Genomic DNA, 21,631 nt, shown 5'->3' on the forward strand with positions numbered 1-21,631 from the left:
TACCACGGTAAACCCAGTTTGAGCAAGAGTCTATGTGCCACGCCAAAATTCATGTGGTTTAGCACACGTCCAGCTACCGCTCCCAGGGAAGCTCCGCCAATCGTTCCAGCCGATTACGCCTGCGAATTAGGCTCCGGCAGCGTCACGGGTTTCCATGATGGCCTTCCCTTTTCGAACTCGCCGATGACGTCGGCCCGGCGCAGCGTGAGGCCGATGTCGTCCAAACCCTCCAGCAGACGCCAGCGGGTGTAGTCGTCAATATCGAACGGCAACACGATGGTTCCCGCTGTCACGGTGCGCGCGGACAGATCGACAACCAATTCGATGCCGGGTTGTTCCTCGATCAGCTTCCAGAGCATTTCGACATCGTTCTGTGACATCTGCGCGGCCAACAGACCGCCCTTGCCCGCATTCCCACGGAAGATGTCGGCGAAACGCGAGGAGATGACGACTCGAAAGCCGTAGTCCGACAGCGCCCACACCGCGTGCTCACGGGAGGACCCGGTACCGAAATCCGGACCGGCCACCAGCACGCTCCCGTGCCGGTAGGGCTCGGTGTTAAGAATGAAGTCCGGATCGTTGCGCCACGCCGCGAACAGCCCGTCCTCGAAACCCGTACGGGTCACGCGCTTCAGGTAAACGGCGGGGATGATCTGGTCGGTGTCGACATTGGACCGGCGAAGCGGTACCCCGATGCCTTTGTGAACAGTGAAGGCTTCCATAACGATTCTCCTTCGATCGTGGTGGTCGGGCGCTCAGGCCAGATCGGCGGGCGAGGACAGGGTGCCGCGCACCGCCGTCGCGGCGGCCACCAGCGGCGAGACCAGGTGCGTACGGCCGCCCTTGCCCTGCCTGCCTTCGAAATTACGGTTGGACGTGGAGGCGCAACGCTGACCCGGTTCGAGCTGATCGGGATTCATGCCCAGACACATCGAGCAGCCGGCCTGGCGCCATTCCGCGCCGGCCGCGGTGAAAATCTCGCCGAGTCCTTCTTTTTCCGCCTGGGCGCGCACCCGCATCGAGCCAGGTACCACCAGCATTCGCACACCGTCGGCCACGCGGCGGCCCTGCAAAACCCCGGCGACAGCGCGCAGATCTTCGATTCGGCCGTTGGTGCAGGAACCGACGAATACGGTGTCCACACTCACTTCACGCAGCGGCATTCCCGGTGTCAGGTCCATGTAGTGCAGGGCCTTCTCGGCGGATTCGCGCTCGCTCTCGTCGGCGATCTGCGCCGGATCGGGCACGTTCGCGCCCAGCGGCAGGCCCTGACCGGGATTGGTGCCCCAGGTGACGAACGGGGTGAGCGCGCTCGCGTCGATGTGGACCTCGGCGTCGAAAGCCGCGTCCTCGTCGGTCTTCAGCGCTTCCCAGGCGGCCACCGCGGCGTCCCAGTCGGCTCCCTGCGGCGCGTGCGGGCGGCCCTTCAGGAATTCGTAGGTCACTTCGTCGGGAGCGATCATGCCCGCCCGCGCGCCCGCTTCGATGGACATGTTGCAGATCGTCATCCGCGCTTCCATCGACAGTTTGCGAATGGCCTCGCCGCGATACTCCAGCACATAGCCCTGACCGCCGCCGGTGCCGATCTCGGCGATCACGGCGAGGATCAGATCCTTGCTCGTGACACCGGGCGCCAGTTCGCCGTCGACGGTGATGGCCATCGTCTTGAACGGGCGCAGCGACAGCGTCTGCGTGGCCAGCACGTGTTCGACTTCGCTGGTGCCGATGCCCATCGCCAGCGCGCCGAACGCGCCGTGGGTGGAGGTGTGGCTGTCGCCGCACACCACGGTCATGCCCGGCTGGGTGAGTCCGAGCTGCGGGCCGACCACGTGCACGATGCCCTGCTCGGCATCGCCCATCGGGTGCAGGCGCACACCGAACTCGGCGCAGTTGCGGCGCAGGGTCTCCACCTGGGTGCGCGAGATCGGGTCCGCGATCGGCTTGTCGATGTCGGCGGTGGGGACATTGTGGTCCTCGGTGGCGATGGTGAGATCCGGGCGGCGTACCGGCCGGCCCGCCGCGCGTAGCCCGTCGAAGGCCTGCGGGCTGGTCACCTCGTGCACGAGGTGCAGATCGATGTAGATCAGGTCGGGTTCGCGAGAGGAACCTTCGCCGTCGCCGTGGTTGACGACGTGCTGTTCCCACACCTTCTCGGCCAGTGTGCGGGCGCGCTCGGCCATTGCTTGATCACCTTTCGACGGGCATACTTGGTATCTCAACATTTGAGACGTTAGTATCGTTCTATGAGACAGCATAGCGGTATCGGCGTCCTCGACAAAGCTGTGGCGGTGCTCTACGCCGTCGCGGACGAGCCCTGTGGTCTCAACGACCTGTGCACCCGCACCGGCCTGCCGCGCGCCACCGCGCACCGGCTGGCGGTCGGGCTGGAGACACATCGGCTACTGGCCCGTGACGGCAACGGACTGTGGCGTCCGGGGCCCGCTCTCACCGAGTTGTCGGCGGGGGCCGCCGATCCACTGGTGGAGGCGGCAGGGGTCATTCTGCCCCGGCTGCGTGAGATCACCGGCGAGAGCGTCCAGCTCTACTGCCGCGACGGGCACGCACGCGTCTGCGTGGCCGCGCTGGAGCCGCCCGTCGGCCTGCGCGACACGGTGCCCGTCGGCTCGCGGTTACCGCTCACCGCCGGCTCCGCGGCCAAGGTGCTGCTGGCATGGGCGGACCCGGAGCTGCAACGCACCGTCCTGGCCGACGCCGTGTTCGGCGATCGGGCGCTGGCCGAGGTCCGCAAGCGGGGCTGGGCGCAGAGCGCGGCCGAACGAGCCCAGGGCGTCGCGAGCGTGTCGGCGCCGGTGCGTGACGCGGGGGGTGTGATCGTGGCCGCGGTGTCGGTGTCGGGACCGATCGATCGGATGGGCCGCCGGCCGGGTGCGCGCTGGGCCGCCGACCTGGTGGCCGCCGCCGAGGCGCTGCACAAGCGGCTGTGAATGCCAGAAGGCCCCCGGTCGGATTCGACCGGGGGCCTTCTTTTCGTAGCCCCGACGGGATTCGAACCCGCGCTACCGCCTTGAGAGGGCGGCGTCCTAGGCCGCTAGACGACGGGGCCAGGACGATCTCACTGAAGTGAAACCTTGCTGGGGTACCAGGACTCGAACCTAGAATGGCGGTACCAGAAACCGCTGTGTTGCCAATTACACCATACCCCAAAGACCGAAACGCCCGACCCTGCAATCCCCACCGAGTGGCTGTCGGTGTTGCGAGGCCGTGTTCCGCGGCGAGAAGAAGATTACCAAACACTAGGGGGTAAACTACAAATCGCCTGGTCAAAGCGCGGTTTTCAGCTGTTTTCGGCCGATACACCGCGGTGCGAGCGGGTGCGGCCACTCGGGCCGCACCCACCCCCGGCGGCTACTGCGCGGCCGGCACCCAGCCACGAGCGGCACGCAACCGCTCCAGCGAGGCCGCACGGCCCAGCAACTCCATCGACTCGTAGAGCGGCGGGCTGATGTGCGAGCCGGTCACCGCCACCCGCACCGGCGCGAAGGCCTTGCGCGGCTTGAGCCCCAGATCCTCGATCAGCGCCTTTTTCAGCGCCTCCTCCAGCGCCGGGGTGGTCCACTCGCCCAGCGGCTCCACAGCGGCGATGGCGGCCTCGAGTACCTGGTCGGCCTCGGCGCCCAGATTCTTCGCCCCGGCCGCCGGGTCGATCGCGAACTCCGCGGGCGCGACGAACAGGAACTTCAGCAGACCCCAGGCGTCGCCGAGCACCACGATGCGGGTCTGTACCAGTTCCGCCGCCACCGCGAACGTCTTCTCGTCGATTTCGGCACCGATATGGCCCTGTGCGGTGAGGTACTCCCGCAAACGGTGGGCGAAATCACCCGGCTCCAGCAAACGAATCTGTTCGGCGTTGATCGCGTCGGCCTTCTTCTGATCGAATCGGGCCGGATTGGAATTCACCGTGGAAATATCGAATGCGGCCACCATCTCCGCCATCGAGAACACATCGCGGTCCTCGGCGATACTCCAGCCGAGCAGCGCGAGATAATTCAGCAAACCCTCGGGGATGAATCCGCGATCGCGGTGCAGGAACAGATTGGATTCCGGGTCGCGCTTGGACAGCTTCTTGTTGCCCTGGCCCATGACGAACGGCAGATGACCGAACTCCGGCGTGAACTCGGCGACCCCGATACGCCGCAGCGCACCGTACAACGCGAGCTGCCGCGGAGTCGAGGAGAGCAGGTCTTCACCACGCAGCACATGGGTGATCCGCATCAGCGCGTCGTCCACCGGATTCACCAGCGTGTAGAGCGGGTCACCATTTCCGCGGGTGAGCGCGAAGTCGGGCACGGTACCGGCCTTGAAGGTGGTTTCCCCGCGCACCAGATCGTTCCAGCTGAGATCTTCGGCGGGCATCCGCAACCGCACCACCGCGGGCCTGCCCTCGGCCTTGTACGCGGCGATCTGCTCCTGGCTCAGGTCCCGGTCGAAGTTGTCGTACCCGAGTTTCGGATCGCGCCCGGCCGCGCGATGCCGGGCCTCGACCTCCTCCGGCGTCGAGAACGCCTCATAGGCCTCGCCCGCCGCGAGCAGCCTGCGCACCACGTCGAGGTGCTGATCGCGCCGCTGCGACTGCCGGTAGGGCCCGAACGGCCCACCGACCTCCGGCCCCTCGTCCCAGGTGAGTCCCAGCCAGCGCAGCGCGTCGAGCAGCGCGTTGTAGGACTCCTCGGAATCGCGTGCGGCGTCGGTGTCTTCGATCCGGAACACGAAGTTGCCGCCGTGGTGGCGCGCGTAGGCCCAGTTGAACAGTGCCGTGCGGATCAGGCCGACGTGCGGCGTGCCGGTCGGCGACGGGCAGAAACGGACCCGTACTTCAGTCATGACTCTCTTCTCTGCGCTTGTCCGGGGATCAGCGCTTGGTGGCAACAGGATTGGTGAGGGTGCCGATGCCCTCGACGGTGACCGACACGTTCTGCCCGGCCTGCAACGGGCCGACGCCTTCCGGTGTGCCGGTGAGGATCACATCACCGGGCAGCAGGGTCATCACCGAGCTGATCCACTCGATGATCTCGCCGATGTCGTGCAGGAACAGCGACGTGCGGCTGCGCTGGCGCACCTCGCCGTCGAGCTCGGTGGTGATCTCCAGATCACTGGGATCCAGGGCGGTTTCGATCCACGGTCCCAGCGGGCAGAAGGTGTCGTAGCCCTTGGCCCTGGTCCACTGTCCGTCCTGGCGCTGCTGGTCACGGGCGGTCACATCATTGGCGATGGTGTAGCCCAGGATCACGTCGGCGGCCTTGGCGGCGGCGACGTCCTTGCACGGGCGCCCGATCACCACGGCGAGCTCGCCCTCGTAGTCGACCTGGGAAGAGCTGGGCGGCAGGATGATCGGAACGTTGGGGCCCACGATGGACGTATTCGGTTTGATGAAGATCACCGGCTCCGACGGCGCCTCGCCGCCCATCTCGGCCACGTGGGCGGCGTAGTTCTTGCCGATGCAGATCACTTTGCTGGCCAGAATCGGCGCGAGCAGGCGGATGTCGGCCAGCGGCCAGCTCCGTCCGGTGAACGTCGGCGAGCCGAACGGGTGTTCGGCGATCTCCTTGGCGGTGGCATCGCTTCCGTCACCTTCGATGCTGACGAACGCGACTCCGTCGGGACTGGCAACTCGACCTAAGCGCATGCGGTGAAGTCTATCGAGGCACACCCACCTGCCCGAACGCGCCCGCGAGGCGGCGCGAGTCCTTTGATGCGCGTGCCGGCCCGATCGGACCCGGCTCACATCGGTGTAATTCGAAGGTGCTGTCCGCGTGCGTGATTCGCATTCTGGCCCGAGGCTCCGGGTGTGACCTGTCAGACACCACGACCCGGAGCGAGACCCACGGGTCACCGGTGTAGCGTGATCACCAGCGTTCATGGACTGGGACTTCAATCCCATTCCATGAGATGCAATCGTGCAATCCAGCGAGGTGAGTATCGTGACCGAGGTGCGGCCGACGGACCGGATCCACAACGGCAGACGCTGGCTGATGCTCGCTCTCGGGGTCTTCGCCCAGACCGCGAGTTCGATCTTCATCCACGGCACCCCGTTCCTGCTGCCCGCGCTCACCGCCCGCGGCGACTCGCTGGTGGCAGCCGGCGCCCTGGTCGCCCTGCCGACCCTGGGCCTGGTGTGCACGTTGATCGCCTGGGGCTATGTCGTCGACCGGATCGGGGAACGCGTCGTACTGGTGGCGGGCACCGCGCTGATGTGCGTGGCGGGCGTCGCCGCGGCACTGGCGGACGACCCGGTCGTGTTCGCCGCGCTGCTGTTCGTGGGCGGTATCGGCGCCGCCAGCTCCAACGGCGCCAGCGGGCGGTTGATCGTCGGCTGGTTCCCGCCGGACCGGCGCGGGGTGGCCATGGGAATCCGCCAGGCCGCCCAGCCCCTCGGTGTCGGCATCGGCGCGATCACCATCCCCTGGGTCGCCCAGCACCACGGCATCCCCGCCGCCATGCTCGTCCCGTCGCTGCTGGCCGGCGCCGCCGCGATCGGCTGCCTGGTGGGCATCGTCGACCCGGCGCGCCCGCCCGCCGAGGCCGCCGACCGCGCCAACCCCTACCGCGGCGGTTCCACCCTGTGGCGAATCCACGTGGTCTCGATCCTGCTCGTCATCCCGCAGGGCACCCTGTGGACTTTCGGCCTGCTGTGGCTGCACCGCGACCTGGGCTGGCCCCTCCCGACGGCGGGGGCCTTGCTGACGGTGACCCAATTCCTGGGCGCGGCCGGACGAATCGGCGCGGGCGCGTGGTCGGACCGCGTCGGCTCACGCCTGGGACCCCTGCGTCAGGTGGCCGTCGCCGCCGCCATCACCATGGCCGCGCTCACCGTCACCGCCTGGACCGACTGGTGGTGGGCGGCGATCCCGCTGATGGTCGCGGCCTCGGTGATCTCGGTCTCGGACAACGGGTTGGCCTTCACCGCGGTGGCCGAAATCGCCGGGCCGTTCTGGAGCGGTCGCGGCCTGGGCATCCAGAACACCGGCCAGAATCTCGCGTTGGCCGCGGTTCCACCGGTTTTCGGTGCCGTCATCGCCGCCACCGGTTTCCCCGCGGTCTTCGCGGTGGCGGCGGTGGCGGCCGCGGCGGCCATCCCGCTGGTGCCGCGGAGCACCGGAAGATAGCCGGTCGGAGCCGGATTCGGGGCGGCTAGGCGGTGCCGGAGCGGTCGGCGAGGCCGAGGCGCAGGTGTTCGCTGTGGTAGACCGCTTCGTCGAGCAGCTGGGCGACATGATTGTCGTGCAGGCTGTAGACGATGCTTCGCCCGGCGCGGGTGCCGATGACCAGTCCCAGATTGCGCAGCAGCCGCAACTGATGCGAGACGGCCGACTGCTCCATCCCCACCGCCTCGGCCAGTTCGGTCACCGGGCGCGGCCCCTGCCGTAGTTCGGACAGGATCAGCAGCCTGCTCGGAGTGGCCAATGCCTGCAGGGTGGTGGCCACGTGCGCGGCGGTGTCGGCGTCCAGCCGGGTGGTCGGCCGGTCGCGGCCATCCACACCGTGTCCCATGGGCGGCAGTCTAGCGGACCGGCATTGATGAAGACCTCTTCATATGTTCTGTTATTCTCGCGTTCGTCCTGTCCCCGTCCCGGAGGTTCCTCGTGGCCACGTCCACCGCACTGCGCCCCCGCGCGGCCGCACTCCCCCGCGTCCGGCGCACCCGCCTGCTCGACATCGCGGAAGTACGCTGGGCAGCAACGTCGCTGGTCCTGTTCCTGCTGGGCCTGGCCACGCAGTTGTCGAGTGCGCCGGAGTGGACGTGGTGGGCGTTGTACCTGGCCTGCGCCGTCACCGGCGGCTGGGAGCCGGCGCTCGGCGGGCTGCGGGCGCTGCGGGACCGCACGCTCGATGTCGATCTGCTGATGGTCGTCGCCGCGATCGGCGCGGTGTCGATCGGCCAGATCACCGACGGCGCACTGCTGATCGTGATCTTCGCGACCTCCGGCGCGATGGAGGCCCTCGCCACCGCCAGAACCGAGGATTCGGTGCGCGGCCTGCTCGACCTCACCCCCGAGACCGCCACCGTGCTTCGGACCGACGGCACCGAACAAACGGTAGCCGCAAGCGAGCTCGACATCGGCGAGGTGGTGCTGATCCGGCCCGGCGACCGGATCGCCGCCGACGGCACGGTCGTGGCCGGGGCGAGCGAAGTCGATCAGGCCACCATCACCGGCGAACCGCTCCCGGTGGATCGCACCGTCGGCGACGAAGTCTTCGCCGGAACGCTCAACGGCACCGGCACGTTGCGGGTCAGGGTGGATCGGCGCGCACACGACTGGGTGGTCGCCCGGATCGCCGGCCTGGTCGACGAAGCCGTCCGCACCAAGGCGGGCACCCAGCTGTTCATCGACAAGATCGAGCAGCGCTATTCGATCGGCATGGTCGCCGCCACCGTCGCGGTGTTCGCCGTACCGCTGCTGTGGGGTGCGCCGATACGCGAATCCCTCTTGCGCGCCATGACATTCATGATCGTGGCCTCCCCGTGCGCCATTGTCCTGGCGACGATGCCACCCCTGCTCGCCGCGATCGCCACCGCCGGCCGGCACGGTGTGCTGGTGAAGTCCGCCGCGGTGATGGAACAGCTCGGCACCACCACCCGCGTCGCCTTCGACAAGACCGGCACCCTCACCCGGGGCACGCCGGAACTCACCGAAGTCCTCGTGCTGCCGGAAGTTTCGCACACCGAAGACGCAGTCGTTCGCCTTGCCGCCGCCGCCGAACACCCGAGCGAGCACCCACTGGCCGCCGCCATCGTCCGGGCCGCCCGCCACCGCGACCTCATCCTGCCGAACGCCACGGAATTCGCCGCCGAACCGGGCCGCGGCGTATCCGCCGTCGTCGACGGCCATTCGATCCGAGTCGGCTCGCCCGCAACGCTGTTGCATACCGGTGAGCCTCATCCACCGAAAACTGCTGAGGCAGCACCGGACACGGTTGGCTTCGGCGCCCGCGGCGATGCCGTCCACTCGGCGGCCACCGCCGCGGTAGCGGCGCAACAGGCACTCGGCCACACCGCGGTGATCGTCCTGTGCGACAACTCCCCCATCGCCGTCCTCGGCATCGCCGACCGCGACCGCCCGGAATCCGCCGCCACCGTCACCGCGCTCACCGAATCGACCGGCGCCGCACCGGTTCTGCTCACCGGCGACAATCACACCACCGCGGCCCGGTTGGCGGCCCGCGTGGGAATCACCGACATCCGGACCGAGCTGCTCCCGGATGACAAAGTCACCGCCATCCGCGCCATGCAGTCCGAGGGCGCCAGGGTCACCATGGTCGGTGACGGCCTCAACGACGCCCCCGCGCTGGCCACCGCCCACGTCGGAATAGCCATGGGCGGCACCGGTTCGGCCCTCACCCTGCAAGCCGCCGACGCGGTGGTGGTCCGCGACGACCTCACCACCATCCCCACCGTCATCGCGCTGTCCCGCCGAGCCCGCCGCCTGGTCATCGCCAACCTCGCCATCGCAGGCACCTTCATCGCGGTACTGGTCACCTGGGATCTGGTGGGGCACTTGCCGTTACCCCTGGGCGTAGCGGGCCACGAAGGATCGACGGTGATCGTCGCGCTCAACGGCCTCCGCCTGTTGAGCTCGTCGGCTTGGCGGCGAGCCGAGACCGACCGCGGTTGACACCGGTTCACGCGAAAGACGCTGAGCACCAACGCGACCCGAAAATTCGAAGGGCCCGCACCGGCTGTGTGCCGGGCGGACCCTTCGGTTCGGTGTTTGTCAGACGGCGGCGGCGATCCGGTCGCCGATTTCCACGGTGGACGCGGAGCCGGTGCGCGAGGCCAGATCCTTGGCGACCGCGGACTCGATGCGGGCCGCGCCTTCGGCGTCGCCGAGGTGGTTGAGCAGCAGGGCCACCGACAGAATGGCGGCGGTCGGGTCGGCCTTGGACTGGCCCGCGATGTCGGGGGCACTGCCGTGAACCGGTTCGAACATCGACGGGTTCGCACCCGAGGCGTCGATGTTGCCCGAGGCGGCCAGCCCGATGCCACCGCTCACAGCGGCGGCGAGGTCGGTGATGATGTCGCCGAACAGGTTGTCGGTGACGATCACGTCGAAGCGGCCCGGGTCGTTCACCATGTGGATGGTGGCGGCGTCGATGTGCTGGTACGCCGTTGTCACATCAGGGAACTCGGTGGCTACCTCGTCGACGGTGCGCTGCCACAGCGACCCGGCGAAGGCGAGCACATTGTTCTTGTGCACCAGCGTCAGGTGCTTGCGGCGGGCCTGCGCGGTCGCGAAGGCGTAGCGCACCACGCGCTCGATGCCGAAGCGGGTGTTGTTGGACACCTCGGTCGCCACCTCGTGCGGGGTGCCGACGCGAATCGCGCCGCCGGTGCCGGTGTAGGGGCCTTCGGTGCCTTCACGCACCACCACGAAGTCGATGTCGGGGTTGCCGCTGAGCGGGCTGGTGACACCCGGGAACAGCTTCGACGGCCGCAGGTTCACGTGGTGGTCCAGCGCGAAACGCGTCTTCAGCAACAGCCCGCGCTCGAGCATGCCGCTGGGCACCGACGGGTCACCGATCGCGCCGAGCAGGATCGCGTCGTGCTGCTTCAGCTCCGGCAGCACCGACTCGGGCAGGATCTCCCCGGTCCGGTGGTAGCGCGCCGCGCCCAGGTCGTACTCGGTCTTCTCGACACCCGGCGACACCACGTCGAGCACCTTGAGCGCCTCGGCGATGACCTCGGGACCGATGCCGTCACCGGCGATAACTGCGAGCTTCATTGTGTTACGACTCCAATCAGACGGTTTCGCTGGAGACCAGCCCGTACAGGTGACGGCTTGCTGGAGACCAGCCCGTCGAACATCGCCACGTTACCCGGCAGCGGCAGGGCCGCCGCACGCACCCGAGCGCGCTTCGGCACTGTCTGGCGTCACTGTGCCGGGCACGACCCCGGCGACCCTTGTCGGGACACCGCAGCCGTTCGAGACCGCTCGGGCGAACGACCGAACGGGGCGGGACCCGCGGCTGTCACCGCGCGTCTCGCCCCGCCCTCGCGCGACCCGTCCGGCCGCGATCAGAGCGCCGCGGCGCTCCGAAAACTCAAGCCAGGTCTACCAGGACGACCTTGGACGCGCCGACGGCCTCGGCGATCGCGGTCTGCACCTCGGCCGGAACCGTGGCGTTCACGCGCAGCACCACGGTGGCGCCTTCGGCATCGACGTCCTGGCTCAGCTGGGCGGCCAGGATGTCGATCTCGGCCTGACCCAGCAGGGTGCCGATCTTGCCAAGGGCGCCCGGCTTGTCGCTGTAGTTCAGCACGGCCAGGTTCAGACCTTCGGCGCGCATGTCGTAGTTGCGGCCGTTGATGTTGACGATCTTCTCGACCTGGGCGGGTTCGGTGAGCGAACCGGCCACGTTCAGGGTCGAGCCGTCGCCGAACACGGCGCGCAGGTCGACGACGCTGCGGTGGTTCGGGCTCTCGGTGGCGGTGGTGACGGCGGCGGTGATGCCCCGCTCCTTGGCCAGCGCCGGGGCGTTGACGAAGGTGACCTGGTCCTCGACCAGCGCCGAGAACACCCCGCGCAGCGCGGACAGTTCCAGCACGGCGACATCCTGGGTGGCCAACTCGCCACGCACCTGCACCTCGACGCTGACGGGCAGCTCGCTCGCGATCGCACCCAGCAGCGCGCCCTGCTTGCGCACCACATCGAGCCAGGGGGCGACGACGTCGTTCACGGCACCACCGGTGACGTTCACCGCACCGGGCACGAACTCACCGGCCAGCGCCAGCAGCACCGACTTGGCGACATCGGTGCCGGCGCGGTCCTGCGCCTCGGCGGTGGAGGCACCCAGGTGCGGGGTCACGACGACCTCGGGCAGGTCGAACAGCGGGCTGTCGGTGCACGGCTCGGTCTCGAACACGTCGAGGCCCGCGGCACGCACGTGGCCGGACTTGATGGCGTCGGCCAGGGCCTGCTCGTCGATCAGGCCACCGCGGGCGGCGTTGACGATGATGACGCCCGGCTTGGTCTTGGCCAGGGTCTCGGCGTTGAGCATGCCCTTGGTTTCAGGCGTCTTCGGCAGGTGGATGGAGATGAAGTCGGCGCGCTCGAGCACCTCTTCCAGGCTCAGCAGCTCGATGCCCAGCTGGGCGGCGCGCGCGGGCGAGGTGTAGGGGTCGTAGGCGACGATCTTGGTCTCGAAGGCGGCGAGGCGCTGCGCGAACAGCTGGCCGATGCGGCCCAGGCCGATCACACCGACGGTCTTGCCGAGGATCTCGACACCGTTGAACTTGCTGCGCTTCCAGGTCTTCTCACGCAGCGTCGCGTCGGCGGCCGGGATCTGCCGCGCGGCCGAGAGCAGCAACGTGACCGCGTGCTCAGCGGCGGTGTGGATGTTGGAGGTCGGCGCGTTGACGACCATCACGCCACGTTCGGTGGCGGCGGGCACATCGACATTGTCGAGGCCGACGCCGGCGCGGGCGACGATCTGGAGCTTCTTGCCCGCGTCGAGCACCTCGGCGTCGACGGTGGTGGCCGAGCGCACGAGAATCGCGTCGGCCTCCGGGACCGCGGCGAGCAGCGCCGGGCGGTCGGGGCCGTCGACCCAGCGAACCTCGACACCGTCACCGAGCGCGTCGACGGTCGACTGGGCGAGCTTGTCGGCGATCAGAACTACAGGACGGCCTGCTTGGCTCACTGTGGGGTACTCCTGGGGAAGAAAGGGGTCGGCGGTTTCCGCTGCCCAGAATAGTCGCCGGGGGTTCGGGTCCCCTTACCCCCCTGCCCGAAAACCGGGTGAACCCTGAGTACCGCGCCCTTAACATCACCGCATGACCCTGCGCACCGTCCCCGATTCGATGGATCCGGCCGTGGTCGCCGCCGTCGACGCCGAGCTCGACCGGGTGGCGGCACAGCACCGCGTCGCGATCCCGCTCGCCATCGAAAGCGGCAGCCGCGCTTGGGGCTTCCCTTCCCCCGACTCCGATTACGACTGTCGTTTCGTCTACGTGGCGGGCCTCGAGACCTATCTCTCACCGTGGCGCACCCGCGACGTGATCGAGACACCGCTGGTCGGTCTGCTCGATGTGAACGGCTGGGATCTGGCCAAGGCGTTGCGCCTGCTCGTCGCGGGTAACGCGGTGCTCGTCGAGTGGTTGATGTCACCGATCGTCTATCGCGGCGACGAGGATTTCCGCACCCGCCTGCGCGAGGTCGCCACGCGAGTAGCCGATCGTGATCGCATCGCCCGGCACTATCTGCACCTCGGCGCGCGCCAGTGGGCACTGTTCGAGCGCAACGGCGGCATCAAGAAGGTGTTCTACTCGCTGCGGCCGGCCATGGCGCTGCGCTGGTTGCGCGAGCATCCCGCGGCCGCGGTCGCGCCGATGCACCTGCCGACCTTGATGGAGCAGTGCGACCTGCCCACCGACCTCGTCACGGCGATCGCGGAACTCACCGATCTGAAGTCGCGAACGAGGGAGATGGGTTCGGCGGCGCCGCCCGCCCTGATCGCGGCGTTCATCACCGATGAATTCACGAGGGCGGCAACGGCATTCGACTCACGCGGCCCGCGTGACCTGAGTACGGCCAGGGCGATCACCGGCGAGTTCTTCCGCACCGAAGCGCTGGGGGCAACCACCCCCGGATAGCAGAAACTCCGCACCAGCAGGTGCGGAGCTTCACATTCGTACGCTAGTTCAGCGCAGAATCAGATGGCGCGAACGTCCTGAGCCTGGGGGCCCTTCTGACCCTGCCCGACCTCGAACTCCACGCGCTGGCCCTCTTCGAGGGACTTGAAGCCGGAGCCGCCGATCGCGGAGTAATGCACGAAGACGTCCGGGCCGCCTCCGTCTTGGGCGATGAAGCCGAAGCCCTTTTCGCCGTTGAACCACTTAACAACACCCTGTGCCATTTCAAAAACCTTCTGTAGATGAGCCAGGTCCTAATAGTCCGGTCCCGGTCTCAGTCACCACCATGCCATGATCCGACGAATTCAGCCACCCCACTGTGAGACACCCCTCCCCCGGGCCCTGTCAGCCGGTGCCGACACAGAGGTGACGGCGCCCTCATTCCGGGATGCTCGGCGTATGCCGAGGTAGTTGCGGTGCGGATGCCAGATCATTTCGCCGCACCCGGCAAACCGACTGGCACGCATCATGAGCGAGCAGCCGTCCGCGCCCTCGATGCACATCGTCAGCAACCCTTTACATTTTCCATGAACCCAGTACGGCAAATTTCCTACCAGCGTATTTTCACCAATCGTGAGGGTGCACACACCCCGCGGGAAAATCGCGCAAGGAGCAGAGCGTGCTGAACATCAACCATTTCACCTACGGCTGGCTGACCCCGTCGGCGGCCTATCTCATGTCGGTCCTCGGGTCGATGCTGGCGCTGCGATGCATGGTTCGCTCGCGCGCCTCCGGCAACCACGGCGGTTGGCTCACCGCGGCCGCGGTCGCACTCGGCGGCACCGGAATCTGGGTCATGCATTTCATCGCCATGCTCGGTTTCTCGGTACAGGGCGCGACTATCCGATACAACGTCCCCATCACCTTGTTCAGCGCCGCCGTGGCGATGGGGGTGGTGTGGCTCGGTTTGTCCATCGTGGTGCGGCGCGGCTGGGACTCCGCGGCGCTGCCCGTCGGCGGCGCCATCACCGGCCTCGGCGTCGCCGCGATGCACTACGCGGGCATGTACGCGCTGAAGACCGACATCGAGATCGTCTACGACCCGTTCATCGTGGCTTTCTCACTGGTGATCGCCGTGGTCGCCGCGACCGCCGCCCTGTGGTTCGCCCTGCACATCCACGGCTTGATCGCCACCCTCGGCGCCGCCCTGCTGATGGGCGTGGCCGTCACCGGAATGCACTACACCGGCATGTTCTCCATGAGCGCCCACACCACCGCCCACGCGGCCCACGCCACCGGCGCCACCGCATCGCAACTGCTCAGCCCGCTGATCATCGCGATCAGCATGGTCACCATGATCCTGCTGATGCAGGTCGGCATCACCGAAGCCGAGGACCCCAACCCGACCCGCCCGGTCCGCGGGCAACGCGCCAGCCGCTTCTGGCCCAGCGGCCAGAACTGAGACCGGCTACTCCACCACCCGCACCCGCTGCGCTTCCGGCCCCCGCCGGGTCTGGCGCACCGTGAACTCCACCCGCTGACCGTCACGCAGCGTGCGGAACCCCGCCCCGGCGAGCGCGGTGTACTCCACGAACACCTCGGGCCCACCCGCGTCCGGGGCGATGAACCCGAACCCTTTGCCGCCGTCGAACCAGCTCACCACGCCGCCGGTCATCCACCGACCCTCCTGCCCATGTGCCTGTCGTGCCGATACATCCATCGTCGCACGCCGTCGCCGACCGCCGATACGTCCGCGCCGTCATCCCTCCTTGCCGGATTGCCCACAGGAGAAGTTCGAGACCGCGCCTGCCACAGACGGATTCGGGGTATACCCAGTTCATGAGTTTCCCGATGTCCTTCGGGCTCACCCAGGTCGGGCTGCTCGCCCTTCTCGCGGTGGCCGTCGTCCTCCTCATCTGGGCCGGCCTGGCCGCCGCGCGCCGCCGCGGCCCGAAAGCCGTCCTCGGCCGCGCCGTTCCCGCCCTGGCCCTGATGCTGGTAGCGGTCGTGCTGCTCTGGGTCGCGACACTGCTGCAGAGCTACCTCGGCCTGACCGGCGAGATCAAAGCCGCCCACGTCGTCGCGAAAACCGTCGCCGACCAATCCCTCGAACTCGAACTCACCCTCTACGACGAAGACGGCAACCTCGACACCCGCACCACCCACCGCGTCGAAGGCGACCTGTGGGTCCTGCAAGCCGGCATCGTCGAACTCGAACACTGGGTCAACGCCCTCGGCTTCCACTCCGGCTACAAGATCACCCGCCTCTACGGCCAGCGCCTCAACGGCAAAGCAACCACCCAGGACCACCTGATGCTCAACGGCGGCGACCGCGACTTCTTCGAAGACATGCGCGAAAACCGCTGGTACACCTCCCCCTTCGTCCGCTCCGCCTACGGTAACGCCGTCATCGCCACCCCGGGCGAATACGACGTCTTCATCTCCCGCGACGCCATCAAGGTCCGCCCGACGAGCTGAACCGCTCCCGTCTGGTGGCACGATCACCGCAGTGCAGGTGGCTGTCCGAGGAAATCGCCTCACAGATCGAACGCAGCGCGCACACAGACCTAGCGGCAGACCCCCCACGAAGCTGGCGGGCCCTGACCTACTGATCACACCTTCGACCGCACCGTTTTACAACATATCCATCCGAGCCGCAGGCGGATGTCCTCGGCGTCAGCAGTGCGCGCTTACGCCGGCGGGTTCGTAGAGTTGAGACCGTGGAGATCCGAGCTTTCACCGAAGCGGACGGTGCGGCCCTTCGGGACCTGTCCAACGATGTGGGCGAAGGCTCACCTACCGGCACCTTGTGGGGCCACCCCGAATCCGAGGCCGCGGTATACCTGTACCCGTACATGGAACTCGAACCCGACTCACTGTTCCTGGCGGTCGACAACGGCTATCTGGTCGGCTACCTCACAGGGTGCGTCGACAGCACCACGTTCCCGAGCGAACCGGAACGCTTCGAATCTGCAATCCGCCGGCACCGCTTGATCTTCCGACGCAAACCGGCCACCTTCTTCGCCCGCGCCGTAGCCGACACCCTCATCGCAAAGGCCCGGCGCCAACCCATCTCAGGCGAACTCATCGACCCCCGCTGGCCCTCACACCTCCACATCAATCTCCTCCCCCGAGCCCGCGGCACCGGCGCCGCCGACGCCCTGATGCACCACTTCCTCGACCACGCCGCCGCCAGCGGATCACCCGGTTGCTACTTACAAACGCTGGTCGAGAACACCCGAGCTGTTCGTTTCTTCGAGCGGATGGGTTTCACACCGCACGGCGTTCCGACCGTGGTTCCCGGCCTCCGTTACGAGGGTGCACGGGTACACCAACTGACGATGGTCCGTCCCGTCGACCAGGTCTGATCATACGAACGCCGGAGGTCACGACTCGGCGCCTAGGAGAAGCACCATCTCCCACCTCAAGGTCTCCTCCGAGTCGGCCTCGAGCAGCAACCGTCCTGCTTCCTCAGCAGGGATGGGAATCCCCTCGCCGCAGGCACCGAGAAGTTCTTCGGCGTATGTGCGAACTCGCTGTACGACGCCAGGGCCGCCGATCATCCCAGCGCGTCTGCTGAACGATCGCTCCCTGGACAAAGTTTAACGGGCGTAGCGCTCCGCGTAACACGCTGACCGCCACTGCCCGTTTCTACACAAGAGAAACCACAGAGTTGTCCGAACGGCGGAGCCTGGACCCCGCAGTCGACTCCCAATAAGCTTCCAGTCTTATCCTGCCAGTAGCGAACGCGAAGACCGGTTCCTGGAGTCGGATGCTGGTCGGGTTGACCGCGTCGACAGAGGCGACCGGGCCCCTCGATTCGGCGATTACGCGCGTTCACCAATGCGACGGAAAGCATCTGACCACCAACTGCAGCGGTCCGGTCTGACTGTGTTAGCCCGCGTCGGCTATCCCGGCGACAGCCCGATGACGACCGCGGCGCGCGACGCAATTTCGGTGCCGCGGGCTCCCCCGGTGGCGGTCTCGTTTATGTGGGCACTGGGCTAGAGCTGGAGGACCACCGACTTGCCTATCAGGTCATCGGCAGGGCGACCCGCCAGCTCGGCGTGGGTCTCCGGGGGTATACACGCACACCTGGCACGGCGAGCTCGTACGGCTAACGCGCGACGACAGGCGATAAGTAGGAGGAGCCCCTGAACGCGATTCGACCCCAGTCGACAGCGCGGGTCGAGGACTCGCCCACCCCATATGCACGCATGGCATCGCAACGCTGCCCGAAACAGGCAAGTGCGCATGGTCACTCCCGTGCCCAGTGCGAACGGGAGTGACCATCGACCGCACCTCACCATCGAACCGATTTGATGCGTTCCTATACTTGATGGTCCGGGACGATTGCTCCCCAGCTACAAACTTGCAGCGGGGCATCTCGGCGGCTCAGCGGGAAAACTTTCCAGGGTCAACCGCTACGAGCCGTGAACAGCGTGTACCGACTCGGCCGGCACGGTCGAGTCGGTACACGACTGCGGCGGAGTAAAGAGCAAAGACAGCAGCACCGGCAAGCAGACCAGGCTCAGAGCTTTTCCGTACCTGATCAGTGCGGCCAATCTGCGCGGCCACAGGCAAGCATCATCTCGGTCGGCGGGGTCATTCGGGTTGTCCTCACTCATTGTGAGTTACCAGCTCCTAACGTATTCCGGGTCCGCGTCGCCGGTCGGCAGTGCGGATTGCAGGCTATGAGTTCGCCCAACGTGCCCTGATCAGTCTTTGCACAGGCGATGATCACTTCGGTAATGCCCACGCCATGGCGGACCGCGCGAGGACATTCGACACCTCATTTCAGGGATCTCCCGGCCGCCATCAACGCACCTCCGAGTAGCGCGGAGACGTCGACGCCAGCCTCCGACTCCAGGAGCCGGTAGGCGATCTCCATCACCTCGAGAGGCTTCCGCTGAGCCGCGTGGGCGACAATTCCATCCGCTGCATCCGAGACACCGATGCTCCGACAGGAGATAATCGCCTCGACGGCTTCTGCTGGCAACGCGTCGGACCCGACATGGCGGATCAGCCCGTTGACGCGCGCAAGATCGCCGGCGCCAACGTACTCGACAACCAATCTCGCCGCAGGCCAAGCTACATCGATGCCATCGGCGTCGGGCCGGTCCCCTTTCTTGAGGGGGACCGGCCCAACATCGGCAACCAACTCCTCCACCGGGGAGGCCGGCTTCATCGATCCACGCCGCTTCTTCCCATTCCTGGCGCCGACGCTTCCCAGTCCCTGCCATGCCGTGCACAACGGATGCGACTCCCATGGCAGCACCTCACGACTACCGGCCTTGGTTTCGGCAAGGATATGCAGCGGGCGGAGCAGTTCTTCTCTGGGCTGGCGCCGCAGATCGCCTCGAACCCACCGTGACATCGTCGTGGTACTGCACACCTCCCACCACGGTCGGACCCCTTGGGACTGAAGCGCACGGTCGTACAGGTCATCCAGCTGGACCTTGATGTGCTCATACGACCCGTCGAGGAACTTCACGATCCTCCGCACCTCCACTGCGAACCTTCGGTATGCATGATTCAGATTGGGGTCCAGCTCGTTGAAACATCCCGGCTGGAATCTTCCACTATTCATGAAACAGATTGCCCCTAACCGCATTTGACACAACTCTGCCTAGAATCTTCCTCGCCACGTCCGGTCCGTCAACGCCTCCACCCAGCCCACATTTCGCCCGGACTGACAACAGTCAGGCAGCCGAAGTCGGGATGGGTAAATCCGGGATGGGTCGAAAATCGGTATGGGTGAACATCTTCAGATGAACGTAAGGTAGGTAGCCAGGTAGCCCGCCAAGGTTGCGCGTCAACGTCCTACTAAACCGTCAGGGATCTTTTGGAGGCCGAGCAAGCATGACAATGCCGGACTGGAGCGAAACGTCACTAGGGTCTATGAAACGTGTTGGCCTCTGGCTCGTCCAGGAAGTAGGAGAGGGTGAGCTGTTCAGCAAACAGGACCTCCGTGACGCCTTTCCGTCAGTCGCCCAGGTCGATCGACGGCTTCGGGACCTTCGTGACTTCGGCTGGCGCATCGATACCAACCGGGAGGACCCCAGTCTCCAGAGTCACGAACAACGGTTCGTCACCCAGGGAGATCCCGTGTGGGAGCCAGGCAGGGCGACGAGAAGGACAGGCGCGACGATCACGGCTGCCGAACGACAGTTGGCGATGTCGCGTGACGGGCACATGTGCCGCTCATGCGGAATAGGCCCTGGCGAGACCTATCCGGGTACGTACATCGCGTCCCAGCTCGATGTAGCACGGCGATCAGTCCGGCTGCCATCCGGCGAGATAGATGTCCACTTGGTTATCGAGTGCACCCGCTGCCGTATCGGCAGACGAGAGCTTGTAGCCGACGCCGGCGACATAATTACACGCATTGCATCACTTCCGCGGTACGAACAGCAGATGCTTGCCAGCTGGGTGAAACAAGATTTCCGCACATTCAGCGAGGCTGAGTCCCTGTGGGCTGCATACCGCACACTACCGGCCGACTCGCGGGCCCTAGTCCACGAGTCGCTCGAATAGAACACACCGCGATTTCACATGCAGCTACGGCTGCTGCTGAACGGGCGAATATTCCAATTCAAAATATCCTCAGGAGAACCCACGATGTTTACCGACTTCGGCACACCTCCCCAGGCGCCACATACCCGGCAACTGGTCGAGCAGCGCCTCGAGGACCGTCGCGAAACCAACGGCGTCGCGGAGACACTCACTGTCGAATGGCGCGGCACGCAGAGGCATATCGAGGTAATCGATGTGCCCTTGACCACACTGGCCTACAACCCTGGGACTCATCGCATACGTGCACAACGCAGTCTTGACCCGGAGCGCGACGCCACGCTCACTGACGACCCCTGGAGCCAGGAAAGTCAAGATTATCTCCGGCACCTGCTCACAATACGCCCATCAGAGCCCAACAAGCGCGATCCTGATTTTGAAGAGCTGAAAGCAAGCCTCCAGCTACACAAGCAGAATGATCCCGGCCTGATCACACGCGATGGCGTGATCGTGAACGGCAACACTCGCTGCGCTGCACTCCACGAGATCGATCCCAACTCGAATATGCGTGTCGGCGTGTTGCCGGCCTCCTGCACCTGGCAGGACATCAACGATATCGAGATATCACTCCAACTGCGTCCCGACCGACGCCGTGACTATTCGTATATAAACCGGCTGCTTGCCATCGAGGAACAGCGTGTCCATCTGAATCGCGAGCTTCCGGTGATCGCAGCGAAATTCCACACCAACGTGCGCTCTTGTGAGCGCGATCTATGGGTTCTTGCGCAACTTCGAGATTTGATCGAACGCAGCGAAACCACCGGTGGTCCCACACTCCGTTTGATGGACCTCGAGCGTTCCCAGGAGAAGCTTGCAGAGCTATACCGCGCGTACATTAAGGAAAGCTCTAAAAATAAGGATAAAGCAGATCTCCTCAAGGAGGCCCGACTCGCGGCGATCGTTCTCGACTTCTCAAAGACCGATGTAAGGTACATCGATCACGATTTCCAAACTCGGTACCTAAACAGGGAATTGACCGATGAGATGAAGGATAGCGAGGAGGCCGCGCCGGCAACGGTTTCCATCCCCGGACTCGGGCGTAGTGTAGCCGCACCCGGTGCAGATGTCGCTTCGGCACGGGCAATCACCGACAAACTTATTCAGGCGAAAGCTATCGAATCTGCAGGCGCGGCCGCCGATATCGACCAGCAACTGGCCGCGTCAAAATTGATAGGAGACTATCGAAGGGCATTCAATGAAGCGATTGAAGTCGCCGGGAGGGACACGCGACTGAAGAAAAAGCGGCTGGCAGCGCCAGATAGAATCACGGACGCATGTAAAGATTTGGATCAGTCGGTTACCGACATCGTGACGGCACGAGGCAGTGCCAGCCTCGACGAAGGCGCGTTTGATGATGCATTGTCCCAGCTCCGTCAGGTGCTGAAAAAGGTAGTATTCGAAGCCAATCGAAGTATCGAGCTGCCCGGCGAAGGCCTTCAATGGCTGAGCGCCGCCGTGGAGGCGAAGTAG

The 21,631-nt window shown here is 66.1% G+C and carries 18 protein-coding genes and 2 tRNA genes; 8 read left to right on the forward strand and 12 right to left on the reverse strand.

The features are described 5' to 3' along the window. Nucleotides 1-113 precede the first annotated feature (113 nt). Both leuD and leuC read right to left on the reverse strand, forming a co-directional pair. A complete protein-coding gene (leuD, locus tag ACFO5K_RS12255; protein ID WP_378560637.1) occupies nt 114-722 on the reverse strand; it encodes a 3-isopropylmalate dehydratase small subunit in 609 nt (202 codons plus the stop codon). 33 nt (nt 723-755) lie between these two features. Further along, nucleotides 756-2,180, reverse strand: a complete 1,425-nt coding sequence (gene leuC, locus ACFO5K_RS12260; protein ID WP_378560641.1) for a 3-isopropylmalate dehydratase large subunit — start codon at nt 2,178-2,180, stop codon at nt 756-758. A 63-nt stretch (nt 2,181-2,243) separates the two neighbouring features. Between leuC and ACFO5K_RS12265 the strand changes: the two genes are divergently transcribed. Beyond that, the gene (locus ACFO5K_RS12265) at nt 2,244-2,945 is read left to right on the forward strand and encodes an IclR family transcriptional regulator (RefSeq protein WP_378560645.1); all 702 of its coding nucleotides are present in this window, start codon (nt 2,244-2,246) and stop codon (nt 2,943-2,945) included. A 46-nt stretch (nt 2,946-2,991) separates the two neighbouring features. Here ACFO5K_RS12265 and ACFO5K_RS12270 read toward each other — a convergent pair. The 4 genes from ACFO5K_RS12270 to ACFO5K_RS12285 form a co-directional block, all read right to left on the reverse strand. Next, nucleotides 2,992-3,064, reverse strand: a tRNA-Glu gene (locus ACFO5K_RS12270). A 28-nt stretch (nt 3,065-3,092) separates the two neighbouring features. Further along, nucleotides 3,093-3,164 (reverse strand) — tRNA-Gln (locus tag ACFO5K_RS12275). Nucleotides 3,165-3,366: 202 nt separating this feature from the next. Beyond that, the gene (gene gltX / locus ACFO5K_RS12280) at nt 3,367-4,842 is read right to left on the reverse strand and encodes a glutamate--tRNA ligase (protein ID WP_378560648.1); all 1,476 of its coding nucleotides are present in this window, start codon (nt 4,840-4,842) and stop codon (nt 3,367-3,369) included. Between the two features lie 28 nt (nt 4,843-4,870). Beyond that, nucleotides 4,871-5,644 carry a fumarylacetoacetate hydrolase family protein gene (locus ACFO5K_RS12285; RefSeq protein ID WP_378560651.1) on the reverse strand — a complete coding sequence of 258 codons (774 nt, stop codon included), beginning with the start codon at nt 5,642-5,644 and terminating at the stop codon, nt 4,871-4,873. A 346-nt stretch (nt 5,645-5,990) separates the two neighbouring features. Between ACFO5K_RS12285 and ACFO5K_RS12290 the strand changes: the two genes are divergently transcribed. Then, the gene (locus tag ACFO5K_RS12290) at nt 5,991-7,124 is read left to right on the forward strand and encodes an MFS transporter (protein ID WP_378563762.1); all 1,134 of its coding nucleotides are present in this window, start codon (nt 5,991-5,993) and stop codon (nt 7,122-7,124) included. 25 nt (nt 7,125-7,149) lie between these two features. On the opposite strand, the gene ACFO5K_RS12295 is transcribed toward ACFO5K_RS12290, so the two are convergent. Next, on the reverse strand, nt 7,150-7,509 hold the full coding sequence (locus ACFO5K_RS12295) for an ArsR/SmtB family transcription factor (RefSeq protein ID WP_378560654.1): 360 nt from the start codon (nt 7,507-7,509) through the stop codon (nt 7,150-7,152). A gap of 92 nt (nt 7,510-7,601) precedes the next feature. On the opposite strand from ACFO5K_RS12295, the gene ACFO5K_RS12300 reads away from it, so the two are divergent. Further along, complete coding sequence (locus ACFO5K_RS12300; protein WP_378560657.1) at nt 7,602-9,632, forward strand: heavy metal translocating P-type ATPase; 2,031 nt, start codon at nt 7,602-7,604, stop codon at nt 9,630-9,632. A 99-nt stretch (nt 9,633-9,731) separates the two neighbouring features. Here ACFO5K_RS12300 and ACFO5K_RS12305 read toward each other — a convergent pair whose 3' ends face one another. Both ACFO5K_RS12305 and serA read right to left on the reverse strand, forming a co-directional pair. Further along, nucleotides 9,732-10,739, reverse strand: coding sequence for a 3-isopropylmalate dehydrogenase (locus tag ACFO5K_RS12305; protein ID WP_378560660.1), 1,008 nt, complete (start codon nt 10,737-10,739; stop codon nt 9,732-9,734). 319 nt (nt 10,740-11,058) lie between these two features. After that, nucleotides 11,059-12,657 (reverse strand): phosphoglycerate dehydrogenase, encoded by a 1,599-nt coding sequence (gene serA / locus ACFO5K_RS12310; protein WP_378560663.1) that lies wholly within the window; start codon nt 12,655-12,657, stop codon nt 11,059-11,061. 133 nt (nt 12,658-12,790) lie between these two features. On the opposite strand from serA, the gene ACFO5K_RS12315 reads away from it, so the two are divergent. Continuing rightward, a complete protein-coding gene (locus tag ACFO5K_RS12315; protein WP_378560667.1) occupies nt 12,791-13,609 on the forward strand; it encodes a nucleotidyltransferase domain-containing protein in 819 nt (272 codons plus the stop codon). A 59-nt stretch (nt 13,610-13,668) separates the two neighbouring features. Here ACFO5K_RS12315 and ACFO5K_RS12320 read toward each other — a convergent pair whose 3' ends face one another. Further along, nucleotides 13,669-13,872, reverse strand: coding sequence for a cold-shock protein (locus ACFO5K_RS12320; protein WP_056812000.1), 204 nt, complete (start codon nt 13,870-13,872; stop codon nt 13,669-13,671). Between the two features lie 395 nt (nt 13,873-14,267). Here ACFO5K_RS12320 and ACFO5K_RS12325 point away from each other — a divergent pair, with 395 nt between their 5' ends. Beyond that, complete coding sequence (locus tag ACFO5K_RS12325; RefSeq protein ID WP_378560671.1) at nt 14,268-15,050, forward strand: MHYT domain-containing protein; 783 nt, start codon at nt 14,268-14,270, stop codon at nt 15,048-15,050. Nucleotides 15,051-15,056: 6 nt separating this feature from the next. On the opposite strand, the gene ACFO5K_RS12330 is transcribed toward ACFO5K_RS12325, so the two are convergent. Further along, nucleotides 15,057-15,263: a cold-shock protein gene (locus ACFO5K_RS12330; protein ID WP_378560674.1), complete on the reverse strand. Its 207-nt coding sequence runs from the start codon at nt 15,261-15,263 to the stop codon at nt 15,057-15,059. Nucleotides 15,264-15,427: 164 nt separating this feature from the next. Between ACFO5K_RS12330 and ACFO5K_RS12335 the strand changes: the two genes are divergently transcribed. Together ACFO5K_RS12335 and ACFO5K_RS12340 are read left to right on the forward strand one after the other, a co-directional pair. Next, nucleotides 15,428-16,066, forward strand: a complete 639-nt coding sequence (locus ACFO5K_RS12335; protein ID WP_378560677.1) for a hypothetical protein — start codon at nt 15,428-15,430, stop codon at nt 16,064-16,066. Nucleotides 16,067-16,308: 242 nt separating this feature from the next. Beyond that, entirely contained in the window at nt 16,309-16,956 is a 648-nt protein-coding gene (locus ACFO5K_RS12340) for a GNAT family N-acetyltransferase (protein WP_378560680.1), read from the forward strand. A 1,424-nt stretch (nt 16,957-18,380) separates the two neighbouring features. Here the strand turns inward: ACFO5K_RS12340 and ACFO5K_RS12345 are convergent. Next, on the reverse strand, nt 18,381-19,082 hold the full coding sequence (locus ACFO5K_RS12345; RefSeq protein WP_378560683.1) for a hypothetical protein: 702 nt from the start codon (nt 19,080-19,082) through the stop codon (nt 18,381-18,383). 1,127 nt (nt 19,083-20,209) lie between these two features. On the opposite strand from ACFO5K_RS12345, the gene ACFO5K_RS12350 reads away from it, so the two are divergent. Next, a complete protein-coding gene (locus ACFO5K_RS12350; protein WP_378560686.1) occupies nt 20,210-21,631 on the forward strand; it encodes a transcriptional regulator in 1,422 nt (473 codons plus the stop codon).

It is taken from the genome of Nocardia halotolerans, from assembly GCF_042650145.1.
Lineage (GTDB): Bacteria > Actinomycetota > Actinomycetes > Mycobacteriales > Mycobacteriaceae > Nocardia > Nocardia halotolerans.